At 50.1% G+C, this 20932-nt stretch carries 20 protein-coding genes; 13 read left to right on the top strand and 7 right to left on the bottom strand.

Features of this window, described 5'->3' with window-relative positions; translation table 11 throughout:
* The first annotated feature begins 188 nt into the window (after nt 1-188).
* The 8 genes from rfbB (at nt 189) to JFT86_RS15370 (ending at nt 8638) form a co-directional block, all read left to right on the top strand.
* Entirely contained in the window at nt 189-1265 is a 1077-nt protein-coding gene (rfbB, locus tag JFT86_RS15335) for a dTDP-glucose 4,6-dehydratase (protein ID WP_201237311.1), read from the top strand.
* The gene (rfbD, locus tag JFT86_RS15340; RefSeq protein WP_201232345.1) at nt 1262-2158 is read left to right on the top strand and encodes a dTDP-4-dehydrorhamnose reductase; all 897 of its coding nucleotides are present in this window, start codon (nt 1262-1264) and stop codon (nt 2156-2158) included. The genes rfbB and rfbD overlap by 4 nt, the downstream gene beginning before the upstream one ends.
* Nucleotides 2155-3045, top strand: a complete 891-nt coding sequence (rfbA, locus tag JFT86_RS15345) for a glucose-1-phosphate thymidylyltransferase RfbA (RefSeq protein WP_201232344.1) — start codon at nt 2155-2157, stop codon at nt 3043-3045. The genes rfbD and rfbA overlap by 4 nt, the downstream gene beginning before the upstream one ends.
* Nucleotides 3046-3096: 51 nt before the next feature.
* Entirely contained in the window at nt 3097-4020 is a 924-nt protein-coding gene (locus JFT86_RS15350) for a glycosyltransferase (RefSeq protein WP_201237312.1), read from the top strand.
* Nucleotides 4017-4985: an SDR family oxidoreductase gene (locus JFT86_RS15355; protein ID WP_201232343.1), complete on the top strand. Its 969-nt coding sequence runs from the start codon at nt 4017-4019 to the stop codon at nt 4983-4985. Before JFT86_RS15350 ends, JFT86_RS15355 begins: the two co-directional genes overlap by 4 nt.
* Before the next feature lie 109 nt (nt 4986-5094).
* Nucleotides 5095-6327, top strand: a complete 1233-nt coding sequence (locus JFT86_RS15360; RefSeq protein ID WP_201237313.1) for a hypothetical protein — start codon at nt 5095-5097, stop codon at nt 6325-6327.
* Complete coding sequence (locus tag JFT86_RS15365) at nt 6327-7679, top strand: glycosyltransferase family 4 protein (protein WP_201232340.1); 1353 nt, start codon at nt 6327-6329, stop codon at nt 7677-7679. The genes JFT86_RS15360 and JFT86_RS15365 overlap by 1 nt, the downstream gene beginning before the upstream one ends.
* 35 nt (nt 7680-7714) lie before the next feature.
* Nucleotides 7715-8638, top strand: a complete 924-nt coding sequence (locus JFT86_RS15370) for a glycosyltransferase family 2 protein (RefSeq protein ID WP_201232339.1) — start codon at nt 7715-7717, stop codon at nt 8636-8638.
* Between the two features lie 29 nt (nt 8639-8667).
* On the opposite strand, the gene JFT86_RS15375 is transcribed toward JFT86_RS15370, so the two are convergent.
* The 6 genes from JFT86_RS15375 to JFT86_RS15400 are packed head-to-tail and all read right to left on the bottom strand — an operon-like array spanning nt 8668 to nt 13882.
* A complete protein-coding gene (locus tag JFT86_RS15375) occupies nt 8668-9453 on the bottom strand; it encodes a metallophosphoesterase family protein (RefSeq protein WP_201237314.1) in 786 nt (261 codons plus the stop codon).
* On the bottom strand, nt 9401-10381 hold the full coding sequence (locus JFT86_RS15380; protein WP_201232337.1) for an ATP-grasp domain-containing protein: 981 nt from the start codon (nt 10379-10381) through the stop codon (nt 9401-9403). The genes JFT86_RS15375 and JFT86_RS15380 overlap by 53 nt, the downstream gene beginning before the upstream one ends.
* A gap of 13 nt (nt 10382-10394) precedes the next feature.
* On the bottom strand, nt 10395-11210 hold the full coding sequence (locus JFT86_RS15385) for an SDR family oxidoreductase (protein ID WP_201237315.1): 816 nt from the start codon (nt 11208-11210) through the stop codon (nt 10395-10397).
* 2 nt (nt 11211-11212) lie between these two features.
* Nucleotides 11213-12349 (bottom strand): DegT/DnrJ/EryC1/StrS family aminotransferase, encoded by a 1137-nt coding sequence (locus JFT86_RS15390; RefSeq protein WP_201232335.1) that lies wholly within the window; start codon nt 12347-12349, stop codon nt 11213-11215.
* Nucleotides 12350-12353: 4 nt separating this feature from the next.
* Complete coding sequence (locus tag JFT86_RS15395; protein ID WP_201232334.1) at nt 12354-13097, bottom strand: ABC transporter ATP-binding protein; 744 nt, start codon at nt 13095-13097, stop codon at nt 12354-12356.
* Between the two features lie 5 nt (nt 13098-13102).
* A complete protein-coding gene (locus tag JFT86_RS15400; protein ID WP_201237316.1) occupies nt 13103-13882 on the bottom strand; it encodes an ABC transporter permease in 780 nt (259 codons plus the stop codon).
* Nucleotides 13883-14513: 631 nt separating this feature from the next.
* On the opposite strand from JFT86_RS15400, the gene JFT86_RS15405 reads away from it, so the two are divergent.
* The 5 genes from JFT86_RS15405 (at nt 14514) to fabF (ending at nt 20371) form a co-directional block, all read left to right on the top strand.
* Nucleotides 14514-15539, top strand: a complete 1026-nt coding sequence (locus JFT86_RS15405) for a glycosyltransferase family 4 protein (protein WP_201237317.1) — start codon at nt 14514-14516, stop codon at nt 15537-15539.
* An 85-nt stretch (nt 15540-15624) separates the two neighbouring features.
* Nucleotides 15625-17619 (top strand): nucleoside-diphosphate sugar epimerase/dehydratase, encoded by a 1995-nt coding sequence (locus JFT86_RS15410; RefSeq protein ID WP_201237318.1) that lies wholly within the window; start codon nt 15625-15627, stop codon nt 17617-17619.
* Nucleotides 17620-17729: 110 nt separating this feature from the next.
* Nucleotides 17730-18065, top strand: a complete 336-nt coding sequence (locus tag JFT86_RS15415) for a helix-hairpin-helix domain-containing protein (protein ID WP_201237319.1) — start codon at nt 17730-17732, stop codon at nt 18063-18065.
* A gap of 205 nt (nt 18066-18270) precedes the next feature.
* Nucleotides 18271-19065, top strand: a complete 795-nt coding sequence (locus JFT86_RS15420; RefSeq protein ID WP_201237320.1) for an SDR family oxidoreductase — start codon at nt 18271-18273, stop codon at nt 19063-19065.
* Between the two features lie 31 nt (nt 19066-19096).
* Entirely contained in the window at nt 19097-20371 is a 1275-nt protein-coding gene (fabF, locus tag JFT86_RS15425) for a beta-ketoacyl-ACP synthase II (protein WP_201237321.1), read from the top strand.
* Here fabF and JFT86_RS15430 read toward each other — a convergent pair.
* On the bottom strand, nt 20368-20925 hold the full coding sequence (locus tag JFT86_RS15430) for a TetR/AcrR family transcriptional regulator (RefSeq protein ID WP_201237322.1): 558 nt from the start codon (nt 20923-20925) through the stop codon (nt 20368-20370). The two genes, fabF and JFT86_RS15430, sit on opposite strands and share 4 nt — an antisense overlap.
* Nucleotides 20926-20932 lie beyond the last annotated feature (7 nt).

Consider the following 20932-nt stretch of genomic DNA (forward strand, 5'->3'; position numbering starts at 1 on the left):
TGGCCGTTTATATCCATTAGTAAAACGTTCGTTAAGCTGTAAAATGCAACCCTTGTTCGACAATGCATATGCAGCATGTCGATTTAGACTGACTCCGATGGAACCCATCATGTCTGATGGCTTCTGCATTCATGGATTAGACTGCGCTCTTTGATGGCGCTGTCCGCAGCTCAAGGGTATGGTTTAGCGTGAAAATTCTAGTTACCGGCGGCGCCGGGTTTATCGGCTCGGCAGTCATCCGTCACATCATCTCCAATACAACCGACTCTGTCGTTAACGTCGATAAGCTGACTTACGCCGGTAACCTGGAGTCCTTGGCTGAAGTTAGCCAGAGTTCGCGCTATGTTTTCGAGCGCGTTGATATCTGTGACCGTGATCAAGTCGACCGTGTTCTGCGTGAGCATCAACCGGATGCGATCATGCACCTTGCCGCTGAGTCTCACGTCGATCGCTCTATTTCTGGCCCTTCAGAATTCGTCCAGACCAACATTATCGGCACGTACACCTTGCTGGAAGCAGCGCGCCACTACTGGTCGGCGCTGAAGGATGTACGTAAAGCCGGCTTCCGCTTTCACCACATTTCGACCGATGAGGTTTACGGCGACCTGGAAGGGCCAGAAGATCTCTTCACGGAAACCACTCCGTATCAACCAAGTTCGCCTTATTCGGCCAGTAAAGCCAGTTCCGATCACTTGGTCCGTGCCTGGGCTCGCACCTACGGCTTGCCAACCCTGGTAACCAACTGTTCTAACAACTACGGCCCATGCCATTTTCCTGAGAAGCTGATTCCTTTGATCATTCTCAATGCGCTGGAAGGCAAGGCGCTCCCAGTTTACGGCAAAGGCAATCAGGTACGTGACTGGCTCTATGTGGAGGACCACGCCCGTGCGTTGTACAAAGTCGTCACTGAAGGTGTGATCGGCGAGACCTACAATATTGGTGGTCACAATGAAAAACAAAACATCGAAGTCGTGAATACTCTCTGTGCGCTACTCGATGAATTGCGTCCGGATTCAATGCACCTTCCTCACGCCAGTCTGATTACTTACGTGCAGGATCGTCCTGGCCATGATCAGCGCTATGCAATCGACGCGAGCAAGATTCAGCGCGAACTCGATTGGACTCCTGAGGAAACCTTTGAGACCGGTATTCGCAAGACGGTCGAGTGGTACCTGAATAACACTGAGTGGGTTGAGCACGTGAAGAGTGGCAGCTACCAGCAGTGGATTGATCAGAATTACAGCGATCGCTCTAAGAAAACATGAGAGTTCTTTTACTGGGAAAAAACGGTCAGGTGGGTTGGGAGCTTCAGCGCTCCCTGGCGCCGCTGGGCGAGCTGATTGCTCTTGGTCGAGGTGTTTCAGAGGAAGGTCTTAAGGGTGATTTAACAGATCTTGTTGCACTTCGCGCAACTATTCGTCATGTCAAACCTGATGTGATTGTGAATGCGGCAGCTTACAACGGAGTAGATAAAGCGGAATCCGACAGCGATCTGGCTTTCCTGGTAAATGCTCAGGCGAGCAAGGTGATGGCTGAAGAGGCGAAATCGTTGGATGCCCTGTTGGTCCACTACTCTACAGATTACGTGTTCAGTGGTCAGGGTATAAGCCCGTGGCGAGAGGGTGACAGTGCCGTACCTGCGAATCAGTATGGACTCAGCAAGCTTGAGGGTGAGCGAGCTATTATTGCTTCTGGTTGTAGGCATCTGATTTTTCGGACAAGTTGGGTCTACTCGACTTGGGGGAACAACTTTGCAAAAACCATGCTAAGGCTTGCCAGGGAGCGAGAGAGTCTAAGTGTGATTTTTGATCAGGTTGGGGCTCCTACGGGAAGTGACTTGATTGCGGATGTGACCGCGCATGCCATTCTGCAGGTGCAAAAGTCGCCGCAATTATGCGGTATTTATCATTTGGTTGCGGCTGGTGAAGTTTCATGGCACGGCTATGCTTCTCATGTCATTGAGTTTGCGAGAGATCGCGGCGAAACAATGATGGTGAAAACGGTAGAGCCTATCGAGTCAAGTGCTTATCCAACACCAGCCCGCCGACCTTTGAATTCGCGTTTGAATACCGCAAAGCTCCGAAATAATTTTTCCTTGCACTTGCCGGATTGGCAGAGTGGCGTAAATAGAATGCTTATGGAAGTCTTTAACAAATGATCAATATCAATCGTAAGGGAATTATCTTGGCTGGCGGTTCGGGAACGCGCTTGCATCCGCTTACTCTGGGTGTGTCCAAGCAAATGTTGCCTATCTACGACAAGCCAATGATTTTTTATCCGCTTTCGGTACTGATGCTCGCTGGTATGAGAGAGATATTGATCATCTCGACTCCAGAGGATTTGCCTAATTTTCGTAAGCTGCTCGGTGATGGAAGTCGATACGGCATCGAGTTGACCTATGCTGAACAGCCTTCCCCGGATGGCTTGGCTCAAGCATTCATTATTGGTGAAGAGTTTATTGGCAAGGATCCATGCTGCTTGATCTTGGGCGACAATATTTTCTACGGTCAGCACTTCTCGGATAATTTACGATCCGCGAGCAGTCAGAAGCATGGTGCGACAGTCTTCGGTTATCATGTGTCAGATCCGGAACGATTTGGCGTCGTTGAGTTTGACGCTTCGGGTTGCGCATTGAGTATCGAAGAGAAGCCGCTTAAGCCGAAGTCCAGCTACGCAGTGACGGGGTTGTATTTTTACGACAATCAGGTTGTTGAGATTGCCAAGAGCATAAAACCTTCTGAGCGCGGTGAACTGGAGATCACGGATGTCAATCGGGCTTATCTTGAGAAGAAGGCCCTGAGCGTCGAAATGCTGGGGCGCGGCTTTGCCTGGCTGGATACTGGTACCCATGACTCGCTACTGGAGGCTAGTCATTTTGTTCATACGATAGAACATCGTCAGGGATTGAAGGTTGCTTGTTTGGAAGAAATCGCCTTTAACAACGGTTGGATCACGGACGAGCAGTTGGCTGAGCAAGCTGAAGCATTGAAGAAGACTGGCTATGGCCAGTATCTGAAAAAGTTGCTGGAATCGAACTCTCTCTAACTAAAATATTGGATTTCAATTAAGCGCTCGATCCGTGCAAGCAGGAATGGCATGCCAGTAAAATATCCGAAAATTGCAGTATTACTGGCAGCCTATAATGGAATGCGTTGGATCGAGGAGCAGCTTGAATCTATCCTGCGTCAGTCAGGTGTCGATTTAACTGTTTACATAAGTATTGACCCTTCTAATGACGGTACCAAGGGCTGGTGTTCGGCATTATCTGCGAAGTACCCACAGGTCAAGTTACTTCCTGATGCTGGTCCATTTGGTGGCGCCGCAAGAAATTTCTTTCGTTTGATCCGCGACGTTGCGCTTGATGATTACGAGTTCGTTGCGTTTTCAGATCAGGACGACGTCTGGCATTCTGACAAGCTACGACGATCGATCGACGTATTGAGAGGTCGTGGCGTTGACGCCTACTCAAGTAATGTCACAGCATTTTGGCCTAATGGGAAGAAAATGTTGCTGGATAAGGCGCAAGATCAGGTGGCTTGGGACTTCCTCTTCGAGGCGGCGGGACCTGGGTGTACCTACGTTTTTAGCGAGAAGCTGTTCACCGCGCTGAAGGCTAAGATGCTTGAAAAATGGGTAGGCCTGCAGAGTGTTAGCCTGCATGATTGGTTTTTTTACGCGTTTGCGCGTAGCCATGGCTATTCATGGTATATCGATCCCGTACCTACAATGAGCTATCGTCAGCACGATAATAACCAGGTAGGCGCAAATACTGGCGTTGATCAACTGTTTACTCGCTTAAAAAAAATTCGGTCTGGTTGGTGGTTCAGTCAAGTGCGTCTTATCACCGAGTTGGTCGGGCTGGAAAGCCATCCTTTTGTTCGTAAATGGCTTCTGTTACGGCGCCCCCATCTTTTGATACTTTCTCTTTCTGCTTGGCAGTGCAGGCGACGTTTACGGGATAAGTTTTACTTCTTTTTTGTTTGCTTTATTACTGCGGTTATCGGAACGGGTCTCAAATGACGGCTCAGAAAGTTTTGGTTACTGGTGCGACGGGATTCGTAGGTGAGGCTCTGGTCTTCCGTTTGTTGTTGGGGAAAAGATTTGTACCTGTCGCAGCAACACGCTCTGTCACACGGTGTCAGGGCTTATGTTCTGTTACGAACTTCAACTTGAGCGGGCCTTTATTGCTGCCTGAGTTACATGGTGCGAGTGTTGTCGTCCATACGGCAGCACGAGTCCACGTTATGAAGGAATCTGCTTCTGATGCTTTGGCCGAATACAGAAAAGCTAATGTGGCGGGAACGCTAGAGCTAGCAAGGCATGCCGCCAAATCGGGGGTAAAGCGTTTCATCTTCCTCAGCACGATCAAGGTTAATGGTGAGGCGACTGTGAAGGGGCGGCCGTTCAAGGCCGATGACGTGCCAAGCCCTATTGATCCGTATGCAATTTCGAAGTTCGAGGCTGAAGAAGGTTTGAAGAAATTAGCCGCTGAGACGGATATGGAGGTTGTTATCATCCGACCACCGCTGATTTATGGGCCGGGAGTCAAGGCGAACTTTCTGAGCATGTTGCAATGGCTTGCTCGAGGTGTCCCACTACCATTTGGTTCGATTTATAACCAGCGAAGCCTGGTTTCGATCGAAAATCTTCTGGATTTGATCATTACTTGCATCGACCATCCAGCCGCCGCTAACCAGACATTTCTGGTATCTGACGGTGCAGATTTGTCTACGACTCAATTGCTCAAATGCCTGGCCGGCGCACTGGGTGTAAAAGCGCGACTGGTTGCGATTCCCGAATGGTTGATTTTACTGGCAGGTACTATGCTTAGAAAGCAGAGTGTTGCCAGTCGTATCTGTAGTTCGCTTCAAGTCGATATAGCCAAGAATCGTGAAATACTGAACTGGACACCTGTAATGAATGTTGGGACGTCGTTGCGACGTACTGCGGAGTTTTTCATGATCAATCACGTCAAAGCGTTGTAGGTTGTGAGGTCCCGCATGAAGATGATTGGTCATTTGGCCCGTTACACAATAAGCGGTGCACGCTAAATAGCCTGCTCTGTAGATAAATCTCTAATGTTATGGACCGTTTATGTCTATCAAGTCGATAAATTTTTGGATTGAGGGTGATATTTCCACCGCGCGAATCATTTCCCGCTTTCTGGGCGATATGGTGGGCACTGAAAACTGTCATACCAGACAGTTGGGGTCCATTAATTGGCGAGCACTGGTAAATGGCTTAAATATATTTTGTCGCTCTTGTGATCCAAGATATGTGTGGGTGCCTGATTATCTTAAAAAAAATGGCGTGCCTTATATCTATTATCTGGACGATAATTTTTGGAAGATTACAGGTACTTCTGAACTCGCGCGTTACTATCAGTCTGCAGATGTAGTGGCATCCCTGGATGCCTTTGTTCAAGGTGCAGAGTTCATAATTACTCATAGTCCAATGCTGGCTGACTTTATTACTCGGAGATTTCCCTCGGTAAAGTGTGAGTTGCTACCTGTACCTTTTGATGTCGATCTTGTTGAGAGCATAGAGGCGCCCGCGTTTGAGCCATCCGTAGGAGCAGCAGTTGGTTATGCTGGAGGCTATAAAAAAGAAGAATTTGAATTGCTCGAAGATGTTGTCGCCCAAATGGGCAAAGATCGGCCGGATGTTCGTTTTGAGTTTATTGGGGGGGTATCCGATAAATTACGGGAAATGAATAATGTTCAGTGGTTCCCGGGTTCGTCAGACTACGCTACATTTTTGGAATTAAAAGTTTCTAGAGGCTGGACGGTTGGCTTGGCGCCATTGATGGAGAGCGTATTCAATGCCTCCAAGACCAATAATAAATTCAGAGAGTATGGGGGATGTAAGATCCCTGCTGTTTACAGTAATACCAATCCCTTTATAGGCAGTGTCCAACATGAGATTTCTGGCTTGTTGGTGGCAAATAAGCCAGGTGATTGGGTGGCAGCGATTAAAAAGCTTATAGATAACAAATCCTTACATGAAAAAATTTCACATGAGGCTTTCAAGTTTGTAAAGGCTACATATTCTCATGAGGCAATTATTCCTGCCTGGCGCGAATCTTTTGAGGGTCTGGTTTCCAGTATGCCTTACGATTCGGCCACTGCGTTTCGTTTTTATTATGTAAAACAATATTATGTGCATAACTTTTATCATGCGAAGAAGTCGTTGGCCACTGCCCCCGTGGTACCGATGCTGGTGATGATTTTTTTCAGAAAATTTAAGTCGCTACTACGTAGACTTAATGTGAGAAGGTTTTTTATGCTGTTTGTGTTGATTGCCGTTTTCTCTATATATAAAAGCTAATGAATGTGCTGAGGAAGAGTGTATTAATCGTCTGTAATGATGTGGTCGGGTCGAAAATGGCCGGGCCGGCTATCAGGTGCGTAGAGTTAGCTAAGGCTCTTTCTGAAAGCTTACACGTAAAGCTCTGCGCTCCGGAGATTGATTTTAATGTCGATCTTCCTTTTGAACGATATGTTTTTGCGGACCCTAAATTTCAGCGTGATGCTCAGACGGTTGATATAGTAATTTTTCAGGGGGATGCACTTAGGGCGAATCCATTTCTGAAAAAAATACCGGGTGTTCTTGTTGCCGATCTCTATTGCCCTGTCCCCTTGGAATATCATCAGGCTTCAAGCAAAGACGATATTGATATCAGGGGATACACAAGTAATTTTCTTTCTGAGGTTCTTCATGAACAGCTCGTTTTTGCTGATCATTTCTTGTGTGCAAGTGAAAAGCAGCGAGACTTTTGGCTTGGGGCGCTGACCGTAGCGGGTCGAATAAATGCGCATCGTTGGCCTATCGCTAGTCATGCAAATTTGTCTGACCTCATTTCATTGCTACCGTTCGGATTGGCCATTGAGCGTCCTGTAGCAACCCGCCCAGCGATTCGTGAGGCGTTCAATATTCCTGATGATGATGTCGTACTTGTGTGGGGAGGGGGGCTGTATCAGTGGTTTGACCCGCTGACGCCCATTAGGGCAATTCACCAATTGGCTCTAAAAGGTACGCGCGTCCATTTGGTATTTATCGGAGTAAAACATCCTAATCCTGGAATAGCCCAGCCCGATATGTGTACTCAAGCCGTTGAGTTGGCGACGCGACTTGGTGTGAATGGAGACTTGGTACATTTCAATTTTGGATGGGTAGATTACAGCGATCGCCATAATTTTCTGTTGGATGCCGATGCCGGAATAAGCGCTCACTATAATAATCCTGAAACTCGTTTTTCTTTTCGCACGCGAATGCTGGATTATATTTGGTGCGGATTGCCGATTATCGCAACCAAGGGTGATGTTTTTGGCGATTCCCTTCTAACTGAAGGTATGGGTATTGCGGTTGATTATGAGGATGTAGAAGGCTGGGTTTCTGCCGTTGAGGTAATTAGCAGGGATCGTATGGTAAGGCAGGCGTATAGCGAACAAGTTATCCGTAATTCGGCAAGTTATCGTTGGGATATTTTGGTCGAACCCTTGATAGAGCGTTTTCATAAGATTACAGTTTCACCGGATCGAGTGCTTGTCCGCAAGCGTTATGCCAACAAAGGATCTCCTCTGAGTTTTTGGCTGCGTCTACGTAGGCTTTATGCATCCGGAGGAATTCGCTCGGTGTTCGCAGTTTTCATCAGAAAGATTTCCAAGCGCCTGCGCTGATTTTTAAAGCAATTAAGCATTTTTTTGAGTAATTTATGAGTATTCCAGAATTGCCGGTTTGTGCTGTAATAATTACCTATCATCCAGATTACGATCATCTGGCAACCCTGCTTTCTGTGTTGGCTGAGCAGGCAGATAATATTGTCATTGTGGATAATGCGACTCCTGGTGCAGCGGGTTTGTTCAGTGAGTTTAAGGCGGCAATGAAAAACCTTGATGTTATTGTTTTGGATGACAACTTTGGTATTGGCCACGCTCAGAACGTAGGCATTGAATTCGCTGGAAAAAAGAAAAGTAAGTATGTCGCCTTGTTTGATCAGGACAGTTGCCCTGAGCAGGGAATGATCGATAAGCTGCTACGGACCGCTGCGCAACTGGAGGGGCAGGGTGTGCGCGTGGGAGCGGTTGCACCATGCTATAAGGATGCACAGGCAGGTGTTCTATCAAGTTTTGTACGGGTGGGGCTGTTTGGCTTTAGTCGTACGCACTACATCCAGGGGCAGGGTCCCATCGAGGCCGATTTTCTGATTTCATCTGGATCCGTCATTCCAATGTCTGTTTTGGATGATGTCGGAGGGGTGGATGCCAGTCTATTTATTGATCACGTCGATACCGAGTGGTGTTTTCGTGCAACTTCTCAGGGTTATAAACTGTTTGGTGTAGCGGATGCGGTGATGCTCCATTCGTTGGGTGATCATAGAGTCAGATTCTGGTTCTTGAGATGGAGAACGGTCCCGTACCATTCACCGTTTCGCTATTACTATATGTTTAGAAACAGTGTATTGCTTCAGCGTCGAGCCTACATGCCTCTCAAGTGGAAACTTGCTGATATTGCTCGTTGCTTGAGAGCTCTTGTTTTTTTTGGTCTTTTTTCAGAGTCTCGAATGGCCTGCGTCAAAATGATGATTCGGGGCGTAAGGGATGGGCTTTCTGGAGTAACAGGAAAGCTAAAGAGCTGAAAGTTTGATGATAAGCGTATTTCAGAGAATTACGATGTCCGCGAAAGTATCTCAATCATGGCATCCTGAATACAGTGGTCTCGTAGCTTTTTCTGATAGCTCTCAATATCATATTTTGCTCTAAAAAACTCCACTTTTTTCACGACAGGATTGAAAGCGGCATAGCAAGCTCCCGGGATCCGATCTCGAGCTTGGCCAACGGAACCTGGATTGATAATGATGCCCGAATCCAGTGCTCTCTGCATGGGATGGTGAGTGTGTCCCAGCACAAGATATTCAGTTTGGTCAGGCCAGGAAAATTCGATATCGGTATTCTTGTATATGTACTCTTCGGCGTTATTGGGGCTTCCGTGGGCGATTTTCAAACGACAGATCGTTTGCGGCCCGTCATCGGAGTTCAATGTGAATGTGACATCAATAGCATCCGGAAGTGACGCGACCCACTCAAGGTTTTCAAGATGAAGGGCGTCTCTGGTCTGTTGAATTCGATACTTGGACTCCCGGCTCTGCGGATACTCCAGCTCCCCAAGTACATACTTGTCGTGGTTTCCCTTTATGCAATGTACTTTGCGTTCTATCAGCAATCTGCATACTTCATTTGGCTCTGTGTAGTAACCTAGCAGGTCGCCGGCGCACAAAATGTCTGCTCCGGCCGGTATCGAATTCAATACAGCTACAAGTGCGGGCAGGTTTGCGTGCACGTCTGCAATGATGAATACAGGTGTTTTGCGAACAGGCAGGGGGAGCTGGAGGCATTTCATTTTATTTAAAATACAACTCTTCGTAGTAACGGAGGAAGCGTCCGGATTTTGCAATGTTCCAGTCTTCAAATGGCTGTTGCATCACGACGTTGTAAACGAATGCCGCGCATGAGTTGTAGCCGTAGTGGGCCTTAGAGGCCTCTGTTGAGCTAAGTCGGCCATTAATTTCGAACAGTACAGGGCCGGACTCGGTCATGATCAATTGCACGTTGAAATGTCCGAAATCCAATCCCTCTTTAATTAGCGACTGGCCGATCTGACTCAGGTACTCGGAAATTTGATCATTGACGACTATTTCGCCGTAAGAAGTGGCACCATCAGGAGTAAGCGTGCGTTTGAAGACAATGTGGTTTATTTCTTTAGTATAGCGGTCGACATAGCAGCCGCACGTGTACTCGTCGCCCGTGAGCATTTCTTGTACGAGGAAGGCCTCAGACTTGATGTTTTCTTCCGACACAAGCTTTTTAGCGTCGCTCAGGTTATTTGCTTTATAAATGCTGCGAGATGAAGAACTGTGGTTTGGTTTGATGATAACCGGGCCTGCAATGCTGGCGGATTCCAGATAGTCAGTCAGCTCACTTGTCTGAGGAACTCGGACGCCGTGTTGGCTCAAAACTTCGGAAGTCACTACCTTGTCCATGCAAATGCCGGCAATTTTCGAGGAAAGTGTAGCAGCCTTCAGTGTTTCATCTCGAAATAGTGCAACAGCCGAGAGCTCGTGCTGCGTTCCAGAGAAAACGATATCGATGTCATGATCTTTGACGTACTGGCGCAGGTGTGAGTGGTACTCTGGGGCCGCTGCCAGTGGGAAGATAGGGGTTTTTACTACTGGGGCGGATGGCAGGGCGAAAAAGCGACCTGCACCCAGCTCATCGCTGTTGGCGAAATGAATATTCAAAGGGGCACCAAAATCATGGTAGGCCAAAGCTTTATAAATGCTTTGCCCCATCACTGAGCCTGCGCCGGTAATCAAGATGTTCATGAGTTTCTATAACCTATAAATTAATTTCTTCGACATAGTCAGTGAGCGCCTCTTGAAAAGAGCTCCATTTCGGGGTGTAACCGCTCAGGAACGAAGTCTGCATGGTTCTTATATCGAAATGAGAACGGTCATTTTCAATACTTTTGAAAATGACATCGAGCTTGGAGTGCTCAGCGACTTTCGTCACAATTTCGAGAACGCTCGCTGAATCCGAATACCCAACGTTCAATGCTCTCTTTGCAGTAGCAAGGTCAAATCCGTCAACGGCAATCCATTTTAGAAACAAAACCAATTCAGTGGCATGAATATAGGTTCGTCTCTTTGAGCCTGCTCCGAAGAGTGACAGACTGTTATTTGTACGGATGCTTTGTTCTATGGCTCTGAAGAAGTTTCCGTGCTTTTGCCCTACACCAAAGACATCTGCTATTCGAATTGAAACGAAGGGGAGTTTGATGCAGTCATCAAAGAGCTTTTCGGCGAAAATTTTAGCGGCTGAGTAATAGTCGTTACATCTCAGGTTGTCCGAGGTCTTGCAGTTCAGCGCAAAAGGATAAACATTGTTGGTTGAGGCAAATATCAAGCCGCGATGCTTTTCGTTGACTTGCTCCAATACGTGAGTATCGATCAGCATATTCTCAGCGAGCGCTTCCCGGCTGTTCTGCATGTTTGCCGCAAGGTGGATTATTACTGCGCCTGCAGGTACACAACTGAAATCAGTATCTAAAAAGTCAGAGGCGTCAAAAGCCTCCAGTAGTTTTAGACCCAAATAACCAGTTGCCCCGGTTACCGCAACGCGGAAGAGGGGGGAGTACTTGCAGCGCAGATTCATAATCAGTTCCCTATGCGTACGACGGTTTTCAGCTTCTCAGCGATAAACTGCACATCCTGTTGGGTCACGCCCATATGCATTGGTAGCGAAATCAGTTCTTTATTGATTTCGTGGGCAACAGGGCAGGTGCCCGCGCCAGATGCATAAAGTTTATATTCAGTGTTGTCGCGGTAGTGAACGCCTGGGTGAATCTCGTACTCGTTAAGAGCCATCAGGACTTCATCTCGCTTGTCTACTCGGACCTGGTACAGGTGGCGGGAAGATTCGCACCCAGGCGCAATCTGGACTGCGCGGATGAGTTCATCACCTGCCAAAGCTTCTTCGTACCATTTGGCCAACTGACGACGGTAGGCGTTGTCGCGATCAAGATACTTCAGCGATACCAGGCCGATTGCCGCCATGACGGAGTTGCCGTGGTATTTGAAACCCAGTTCTTCAACGTCGTACATCCATTTGTAGGCGCCTTGGCTCACAGTGCGGGCGAAGGTGTCCTTGTTAATCCCCAACCAGCAAAGCTTGCGGGCGCGTGCGTCATCCTCTGCATCTGCGAAGCAGATCATTCCGGAGTCGGCGGTAGCAAGGTTTTTGACAGCCTGGAAACTGAATACAGTTACGTCTGCATCGTGTCCGACGTGCTTGCCGTCTACACGTGTGCCGGCCATGTGGGCGGCATCCAGAACGACCTTGATCCCGCGATCTTTACACAGCTTGAGCACTTTAGCGTATTGACCGATGTTACCGCCAATGCCTACGAAGATAAGGGCCTTGGTTTTGTCGGTAATCTTGCGCTCCACATCCACAGGGTCGAGGCAAAGATATTCATCGACGTCAGCAAAAACAGGGGTCAGTTCAGCCTGAACAATCGCATGGTTGGTGGAGACGAAGGTCAGTGGAGTCGTAATGACTTCGGCGTCATCTCCCCAGCCGTACTTTGTCTTCATCATGTGGAATGCCAAGTGCAGGCCCACAGTGTTTGAACTGAGGAAGTGTGCGTGCGGCAGACCGGTGTAAGCTTTCCAGGATTCCTCAAACTCGACAGTCTTGAAACCCAGGCCAGTCCAGCCCTTTTCAAGGCACTCACGGATGCCCTCAAGGCATTCATCTACTCTGAAATTAGGAACAAAAAGTTGAACGGCCATCATATCACCCCGCGTGTTTGCTTAAATATTTGTTTATAACTACTTCTGGAAGGCCGTCTTCGACAATGCTGCCATGGTCAATCCAGATAACTCTGTTGCATAGTTTTTTCAATAGATCCGGCTGGTGGGAAACAAACACCATGATGCTGGAGCTGTCAATAAATTCATGCATTCGCAACAAAGCCTTATCGATAAACTCTGCGTCGCCACCGGCAAACAGTTCATCAAGAATAAGGATGTCCGGATGGACGGCTGTGGCAATCGCAAACGCCAAACGCATGTACATACCGGTCGAATAGTACTTGACCGGCGTGTCGATAAACTCTGCGAGCCCAGTAAACTCGATGATTTCGGGCTCGATTTTCTTCAGCATGGATGTGCTGTAGCCCAGAATCGCGCCGTTTAGGTAGATGTTGTCTCTACCGCTCAGCTCCACGTTGAAGCCTGCTCCAATTTCTAGCAGGGGAGCAATTCGACCATTGACAGTCACGCTACCTTCGGTCGGATGATAGATCCCGCATATCGCTTTAAGCAACGTGCTCTTGCCTGCGCCGTTATGGCCTACGATGCCGATTCTATCTCCGTGAGTGATCTCCAGGTTGAGATCCTTGAGGGCGCGGAACTCCGTGTACTTTACTTTTCCGCGGCGTTTCAGCAGGCCGGCAAAAAATTCTTTTAACGACTGACCTTTGTCGTGATACAGACGGAAGTTCAGATTTAGGTTTTTTATCGAGATATTTGAATTCATATCGATCACAACTTGAATACTATGAATCGATCATGTTTTTTGAATGTGTAAACACCAAAAGCCATGCTGAGAAGTGCGAGTGCGATTACTTTTGCGTAGACATCGAGTGATGCGATATTGCCTTCGTAAATCGGTAGTCGGAAAATTTCGACAAATAGCGTCAACGGGTTTAGAGCGAATATCCACTTGTACGCTTCGGGCACAAATGTGAGTGGGTATATGATCGGGGTCAGGTAATAAAGAGCCTGGAGAATCACGCCGACGATATTAGGCAGGTCTCGGAATGAAACGGTAGCAATGCTCAAGGCTAGTGTCAGGCCCACGGCAAAACAGAACAGGAGCAGGAAGTTTATAGGCAGAATAAACAGCGAGGCGGTAAACGGGGCGCCAATGGCAAGTGCGATAATAAACAGGCAGATGGTGCTGAATATTGCGTCTACCAGCAGGCTGACGGATATGGAAATTACAAAAATTTGCTTGGGGATATGTATTTTCTTTATAAGGGATTCGTTGTTTAACAACGCTTGCATCCCTTGTCCAATACAGTTGGAGAACAACGTGAATGGAACCAGGCCGGAGAACAGAAAAATTGCAAATGTTTTAAGAGGCCATCGCATGATCATCGAAAAAACGACGGACGTTACTATCATGGTGAGCAGCGGATTCAGCAATGTCCAGAAAAATCCGAGCGCGGTTCGTCTGTAGCGAATGGTCAGTTGTTGCCAAATTAGTTGTTTTAGCACTAATTTGTATTGGAATATCTCTTTAAAAAAAGCAATGAACACAATATTTTATCCGAGGCTCGAGGGCCAAATTGCTTATTCCTCACAGGGCGCCGTCCGGTGAGGGAGGGCGACCATCCGTTTGTTGCCTGATTAGCAGGGATCCGATTTATTCGTTTTGGTTTAGGTTCAAAGTAGGTTCACCCGAACTGGCTAATATTTGTATAGCAAGGCTGGCGTTGAGCCAGCTTAGAGTAGTATCGGCTTGGCTGTGTCTGATTGGGTATCAATGCTGAAACACTCGCCAGGATTTTTACCTTGGCTGCCAAGAAACCGTGGAAGCATACCAGCATGCGACTGTCTTATGAAGCCGCAACGGAACGCCGCTTCGAGTCACCTAGCGTCGCAGCGTAGCTTCACCCGAGAGAGTTAAAACAACGGTATTTATCGAGTGATAACTCACCCTTGAGCGACGACTCACTGCTCACATTTGAACCAAGAAGGTAGGTATGTCGCAGTAATTTCGCTACGCATGAACTGCCACAGCACGAAGGTAAAGGTCATAATGTGATTGCCCTGTCGAGGATGACTGCCGTGATCACCGGGGTAAATCAATTCTGCCTTGCGTGCAGGTCAATTATCGACCCGGCAATCAAGGGCGTTAATGGCAGCTATATCTGGAGTCTGTCCAAGCATGAGTTTCTGGTGGTTTCTTGCAGCAGTGGCTGCGTCTTTCACTATGACTGCAGTTATCCGTCGATATGCGATAACGCGTAGCTTGCTGGATATTCCCAATGCCAGAAGTTCTCATACCCTGCCTACACCCAGAGGCGGCGGCTTGGCGATAGTAGTGGTTTTTCTGATTGCGATAGGTGTGATGAGTTTGCAATCAGCGATTTCCTTGCCGGTTTTATGCGCATTATTGGGTGCGGGCGGTCTGGTGGCTATCATCGGTTTTATGGATGATCATGGCCATATTGCGGCTAGGTGGCGCCTTTTCGGACACTTTGTCGCGGCTATTTGGGTTGTGTTCTGGCTGGGTGGCTTTCCGCAAATGGTTATCTTTGGCCACACAGTAAATTTTGCATGGGCCGGAAGTGTTCTCGCTGCTGTTTATCTGGTCTGGATGCTGAATCTGTACAATTTCATGGATGGCATTGACGGCATTGCCAGTGTCCAGGCGATTTGCGCTTGCCTTGGGTGCAGTCTCCTGTATTGCCTTGGCGAACTGCCACATTTGATGTGGGTGCCTTTGATGCTTGCGTTTTCGGTCACCGGTTTTTTATTTTGGAATTTCCCCCCGGCCAGGATTTTCATGGGCGATGCGGGTAGTGGCTTTCTCGGGATCGTTCTCGGGGGGCTTTCGCTGCAGGCCGCGCATGTAGATCAACGATGGTTTTGGGTATGGCTTATCCTGTTAGGAGTTTTCATCGTTGATGCCACCTTCACATTGCTCAGGCGTCTCATGCGCGGCGATAAGGTCTACGAGGCTCATCGGAGTCATGCCTATCAATACGCTTCTCGTCGTTATGGTAGGCATCTTCCGGTCACACTGGGGGTGTTGTTCATCAATGTATGCTGGCTTCTGCCTCTGGCTGCCTCGGTAATCTACATGGACATCGATGGGGCCTCGGCGACACTGATTGCTTACATCCCTTTATTGGCAATCGCCATCAAGTACCATGCAGGTGCATCGGAGGCGCCGTTTCAGGGTGCTTGAGACCTGAGGCCTTCAGGTGGTGTATGACCCGTTTTTCCAATGTTTTAAAGGTCGTTGCAAGGACAGAACCATTCGGTTGAGGTTTATGGACAAAATACGTGCGCTGTTACTGAGCTTGCCGAGAAGGCAAAAGCGGTTGATCCAAGTGACCACCGATATCGTGTTGGTCTGGGCAGCGCTTTGGCTGGCTTTTGTTGTCCGGCTAGGAATTGATGATGTTTTCAATCCGTTGAAGACGCACTTTTGGCTGTTCCTTACCGCTCCAGTCGTAGCGATCCCTCTTTTTATCCGTTTCGGTATGTATCGTGCAGTCATGCGGTATTTCGGCAATGACGCACTGATTGCGATCACCAAGGCCGTCAGCCTGTCCTCCCTGATCCTGGCGCTCGTCGTTTATTGGTACAGCAACCACCAGGCTGTCGTGCCTCGCTCGATCATATTCAATTACTGGTGGTTGAGCCTCGTCATTATCGGCGGTCTGCGCCTGTGTATGCGGCAGTACTTCATGGGCGATTGGTTTACCGCCGTTCAGTATGTCCCTTTTACCAATCGTGACGATGGTCTGACCAAGGTTGCGATCTACGGCGCCGGCGTCGCGGGTAATCAGCTCGTCGCCGCGTTGCGAATGGGCCGGGTATTGCGTCCGGTTGCATTTATCGACGACGACCCCGGTATTTCCGATCGTTCCATCTCTGGCCTCCAGGTGTACAAGCCCAAACATATCCAGCAAATGATCGACGAAACAGGCGCCCAGGAAATATTGTTGGCACTACCTTCCTCGACTCGCGCTCGTCGCCGGGAGATTCTCAATCTGCTGGAGGGCTTCCCGCTTCACGTACGCAGTGTCCCGAATTTCACTGATTTGGCCAGCGGACGGGTTAAAGTCGAAGACATTCAGGAAGTAGATATTGCTGATTTGCTCGGTCGCGATTCCGTTCCCGCGCAACCAGAACTGCTTGAGCGCTGTATCACAGGCAAGACTGTGATGGTCACTGGTGCAGGCGGATCGATCGGTGCGGAGCTGTGCCGGCAAATTTTCGCGTTGGGTCCGACGACGCTCTTGTTGTTCGAGCACAGTGAATTCAATCTCTACAGCATCCTGTCGGAATTGGAGCAACGGAGCAGTCGGGAGTCAGTTGCAACCCGTTTGCTGCCGATACTGGGTTCAATTCGGCATCGGGACAAACTTCTGGATGTGATGAAGACTTGGGGTGTGGACACGGTGTACCACTCGGCAGCTTACAAGCACGTTCCAATGGTCGAGCACAACATTGCCGAAGGCGTGCTCAACAATGTGATTGGCACGCTCAATACTGCTCAGGCCGCGTTGCAGGCAGGCGTCTCCAGCTTCGTGTTGATCTCCACCGATAAGGCAGTACGCCCTACTAATGTTATGGGTAGCACCAAGCGATTTGCCGAGTTGATCCTGCAAGCACTAAGCCGTGAGATTGCCCCTGTCTTGTTTGGTGACAATGGTAAGGTATCCCGAGTCAACAAAACTCGTTTCACCATGGTGCGCTTTGGCAACGTGCTGGGATCTTCCGGCTCCGTGATTCCTTTGTTTCACAGTCAGATCAAATCGGGTGGCCCGCTGACGGTCACCCACCCGAAAATCACGCGCTACTTCATGACTATTCCAGAAGCCGCACAGCTGGTAATTCAAGCCGGCTCAATGGGGCAGGGCGGTGATGTATTCGTGTTGGATATGGGGGAGCCAGTCAAGATCGTCGAGCTGGCGGAAAAAATGATTCACCTATCTGGGTTGAGCATTCGATCCGAGCGTAATCCCCAGGGGGATATATCCATCGAGTTCACCGGGTTGCGTCCTGGTGAAAAGCTCTACGAAGAGTTGTTGATCGGGGATAATGTGGCGGCCACACCTCATCCGATGATTATGACGGCCAATGAGGATCATCTGCCTTGGGAAGTATTAAAGGTCAGGTTATCCAATTTGTTGACGGCTGTTGATGAGGATGATTATTCGAGGGTTCGCCAGTTGTTGCGCGAAACCGTATCCGGCTACACCCCCGACGGCGAGATCGTCGACTGGATCTACCAGCAACGCCGTCTCGAACCCTGATTGTTTCACATCCTGTAACGCTCGCATTTTTGACATGCTCCATCCATGACCTACTTTTGAAGAGCAGCTTCGGAAAAGCTGCTTTCTCAAATGATGATGGAGCGTCACTTATGCGTACCGGTTACTTGTACTCCCTGATATTTGCTTTCCTGACCAGCGCGTCGATTGCAGCGATTGCTGCACCTGTCGCGCCTTCCGAGCCAGTGAAGGCGCCAATGGTAATGGATGCTGCTGCACCTTCTCAGAGTGCGAAAGTCGATCTCAATGGTGCCGACGCAACAACGTTGCAAAAGGAACTGTCCGGTGTAGGCGAGGCCAAGGCCAAAGCGATTGTTGCGTATCGAGAAACAAACGGGCCGTTCGCATCGGTGGATGAGTTGCTGGAAGTGAAGGGGATCGGCAAGGCGATCCTGGATCGCAATCGCGAGAAGCTGGAAGTCAACTAAGCTGATTGTTCAACGCCAAAGGGCCGGTCATTGACCGGCCTTTCTGTTTTTTGGTGGGCAATGCTCGTCGGAGGGGTGTTGTAGCGCTTGTCGGGAAACTGGAAATTACGGCTATCATATTGGCTTAAAATTATGCCTATAATAATTTCCGTAGCCTTCGATCCGACAGAAGGCCATGTCCCTTATGCATGTCAGGAGCACGTTCATGAATTCTATTCAGTCCAAAGGTACAGCGCTCGTCACTGGCGCATCTTCTGGTATTGGTGCGATCTACGCGCAGCGATTGGCGGCTCGCGGTTTTGATTTGCTGTTGGTCGCTCGTGATCAGGAGCGTCTGGAAAGTGCAGCGAGCAAGTTGCGTGATAGCCATGGCGTTCAGGTCGAGGTATTGAAGGCGGATCTGACGCAAAAGGACGATGTGCTGAAACTTCAGCAACGTCTGCGCAGCGACTCAAGTATCAGCTTGCTGGTGAACAACGCCGGTGTGGCGGCGAACGGATTGCTGGCCAATTCAGACGCGGAACAACTGGAGCGTTTGATCCAGTTGAATGTCACTGCCGTCACGCTGTTGGCCTCTGCAGCCGCGGCGAGTTTCGCCAAGGCAGGTCGTGGCACGATCATCAATATCGCCTCGGTGGTCGCGCTGTTTCCGGAGCGTTTCAATGCGACCTACAGCGCCAGCAAAGCTTATGTGTTGAGCCTCACTCAATCCTTGAATGCCGAGCTCGAAGGCACCGGCGTCAAGGTGCAAGCGGTGCTGCCTGGCGTTACCCGTACGGAAATCTGGGAACGATCCGGGATCGACGCCAGCGGCATTCCGGCCGAAATGGTGATGGAGGCCGGCGAGATGGTCGATGCCGCACTGGCAGGTCTGGACCAAGGGGAGGTCGTTACTATCCCGTCCCTGCCGGATGCGGGCGAGTGGCATGCCTTTGTTGCTGCGCGGCACGTCATGGCCCCGAATCTGTCGCGTAGTTCGGCAGCTAGCCGTTACAAGTAAGTTTTCTGAATCGGTAAGAGGTAAACGCGGTATGGATCAGCGTCGAATAGTAGTCACGGGCATGGGCCTGGTTTCACCCTTGGGTAGCGGTGTCGAAGTTGTCTGGCAGCGTTTGCTGGAAGGGCGTTCGGGGCTGCGTAATTTGCCTGAAGCTGTGGTCGCTGACTTGCCCACCAGTGTTGGCGGCAGGGTGCCAACCGTGGAAGAGGACGCCGAGGCCGGTTTCGATCCGGATCGCGCCACGCCGCCCAAAGAACAGAAGAAGATGGATCGCTTCATTCTGTTTGCCATGGAGGCCGCCCGGCAGGCGCTGGAGCAGGCTGGGTGGCATCCGTCCGAAGAAAAAAGCCGGGAGCGCACCGCGACGATTATCGGCTCGGGTGTGGGCGGGTTCGGGGCGATTGCCGATGCCGTACGTACAACTGACAGCCGAGGCCCGCGTCGTTTGTCGCCCTTTACCATTCCTTCCTTTCTGGTCAATCTGGCGGCCGGGCATGTGTCGATTCAGCATGGCCTCAAAGGGCCATTGGGCGCGCCGGTAACGGCCTGTGCTGCCGGGGTTCAGGCGATTGGCGACGCGGCGCGGCTGATTCGTGCTGGTGAAGCCGACATTGCTGTGTGCGGTGGAGCGGAAGCTTCGATCGATCGGGTCAGCCTTGCCGGTTTCGCGGCAGCTCGGGCGCTGTCCAGTGGCTACAACGACACGCCGCAGCGCGCCTCCCGACCGTTCGACAGCGGTCGTGATGGCTTTGTCATGGGCGAGGGCGCGGGCCTGCTGGTGATCGAGTCTCTGGAGCATGCCCTGGCACGTGGCGCGAAACCCTTGGCCGAGCTGGTCGGTTACGGCACCACGGCCGATGCCTATCATCTGACAGCGGGCCCTGAAGACGGCAGCGGTGCACGGCGAGCAATGGAGTTGGCGCTGGCTCAGGCCGGTGTTACGCCGGCTCAGGTGCAGCACCTTAATGCTCACGCCACTTCCACGCCGGTGGGCGATCTTGGCGAGTTGGCGGCGATCAAAAGCGTCTTCGGTGTGCAGAATAAAATCGCCGTGACCTCGACCAAATCCGCCACCGGGCATCTGCTCGGTGCTGCTGGCGGGCTTGAAGCGATCTTCACGTTATTGGCAATTCGTGATCAGGTCGTTCCGCCGACGCTCAACTTCGATAATCCCGACCCTGCCAGCGAAGGTGTGGACATCGTTCATGGCCAGGCACGGGCGATGCCGATCGAATACGCATTGTCCAACGGCTTCGGTTTTGGCGGGGTAAACGCCAGCGTGCTGTTCAAGCGTTGGCAGGATTAGTCTTCCGACTGTTTGAGATGGTCGCGGGTGACGTCAAGAATGCGCTGCGCAAACCCGGCATCCGCGACACTGCGTGACAGCAGCAGAGCGCCGACCAGCGTCGACATGATGACGATGGCCCGGTCGGTACTATTGTCACCTTCGAGGGTGTTGTCGATCTGCTCCAGTCGCGCGTTGAGTACGGAGTCACTGGTTGGGCTGGGTTGTCCGCGCAGGCCCAGCTCAGAGGAGATGGTCAGGAGAGGGCAGCCTTCATGCGGGGAGGTCTGATGCCATTCGGACAAGTAGGTGTCGATAAACACGTGCAGCGGATTTTCCTGCGCAAAAATTTCCGCGCACAGCCCATCAACCTGATCGCTTGCTTCTTGCAATGCCTTTTCAACCAACTCGTCCTTGGATTTGAAGTGCGAGTAGAAACCGCCATGGGTCAAGCCCAGCGCCTTCATTAGTGGCTGCAGGCCGGTTGCGCCGATGCCGTCCTTGCGAAATCGTGCGGAAGCTTCCTTGATGATGCGCTGATGGGTCTGGGCTTTGTGGTCTTGCGAGTAACGCATTTGGAAC

It is taken from the genome of Pseudomonas sp. TH06, assembly GCF_016651305.1.
Lineage (GTDB): Bacteria > Pseudomonadota > Gammaproteobacteria > Pseudomonadales > Pseudomonadaceae > Aquipseudomonas.

Bases quoted from the DNA above. Each gene is read 5' to 3' on its own strand.
- rfbD (WP_201232345.1), top strand. From the start codon at position 1,262: ATGAGAGTTCTTTTACTGGGAAAAAACGGTCAGGTGGGTTGGGAGCTT.
- rfbA (WP_201232344.1), top strand. From the start codon at position 2,155: ATGATCAATATCAATCGTAAGGGAATTATCTTGGCTGGCGGTTCGGGA.
- JFT86_RS15350 (WP_201237312.1), top strand. From the start codon at position 3,097: ATGCCAGTAAAATATCCGAAAATTGCAGTATTACTGGCAGCCTATAAT.
- JFT86_RS15355 (WP_201232343.1), top strand. From the start codon at position 4,017: ATGACGGCTCAGAAAGTTTTGGTTACTGGTGCGACGGGATTCGTAGGT.
- JFT86_RS15360 (WP_201237313.1), top strand. From the start codon at position 5,095: ATGTCTATCAAGTCGATAAATTTTTGGATTGAGGGTGATATTTCCACC.
- JFT86_RS15365 (WP_201232340.1), top strand. From the start codon at position 6,327: ATGAATGTGCTGAGGAAGAGTGTATTAATCGTCTGTAATGATGTGGTC.
- JFT86_RS15370 (WP_201232339.1), top strand. From the start codon at position 7,715: ATGAGTATTCCAGAATTGCCGGTTTGTGCTGTAATAATTACCTATCAT.
- JFT86_RS15380 (WP_201232337.1), bottom strand. From the start codon at position 10,381: ATGAACATCTTGATTACCGGCGCAGGCTCAGTGATGGGGCAAAGCATT.
- JFT86_RS15385 (WP_201237315.1), bottom strand. From the start codon at position 11,210: ATGAATCTGCGCTGCAAGTACTCCCCCCTCTTCCGCGTTGCGGTAACC.
- JFT86_RS15390 (WP_201232335.1), bottom strand. From the start codon at position 12,349: ATGGCCGTTCAACTTTTTGTTCCTAATTTCAGAGTAGATGAATGCCTT.
- JFT86_RS15395 (WP_201232334.1), bottom strand. From the start codon at position 13,097: ATGAATTCAAATATCTCGATAAAAAACCTAAATCTGAACTTCCGTCTG.
- JFT86_RS15405 (WP_201237317.1), top strand. From the start codon at position 14,514: ATGAGTTTCTGGTGGTTTCTTGCAGCAGTGGCTGCGTCTTTCACTATG.
- JFT86_RS15410 (WP_201237318.1), top strand. From the start codon at position 15,625: ATGGACAAAATACGTGCGCTGTTACTGAGCTTGCCGAGAAGGCAAAAG.
- JFT86_RS15415 (WP_201237319.1), top strand. From the start codon at position 17,730: ATGCGTACCGGTTACTTGTACTCCCTGATATTTGCTTTCCTGACCAGC.
- JFT86_RS15420 (WP_201237320.1), top strand. From the start codon at position 18,271: ATGAATTCTATTCAGTCCAAAGGTACAGCGCTCGTCACTGGCGCATCT.
- fabF (WP_201237321.1), top strand. From the start codon at position 19,097: ATGGATCAGCGTCGAATAGTAGTCACGGGCATGGGCCTGGTTTCACCC.
- JFT86_RS15430 (WP_201237322.1), bottom strand. From the start codon at position 20,925: ATGCGTTACTCGCAAGACCACAAAGCCCAGACCCATCAGCGCATCATC.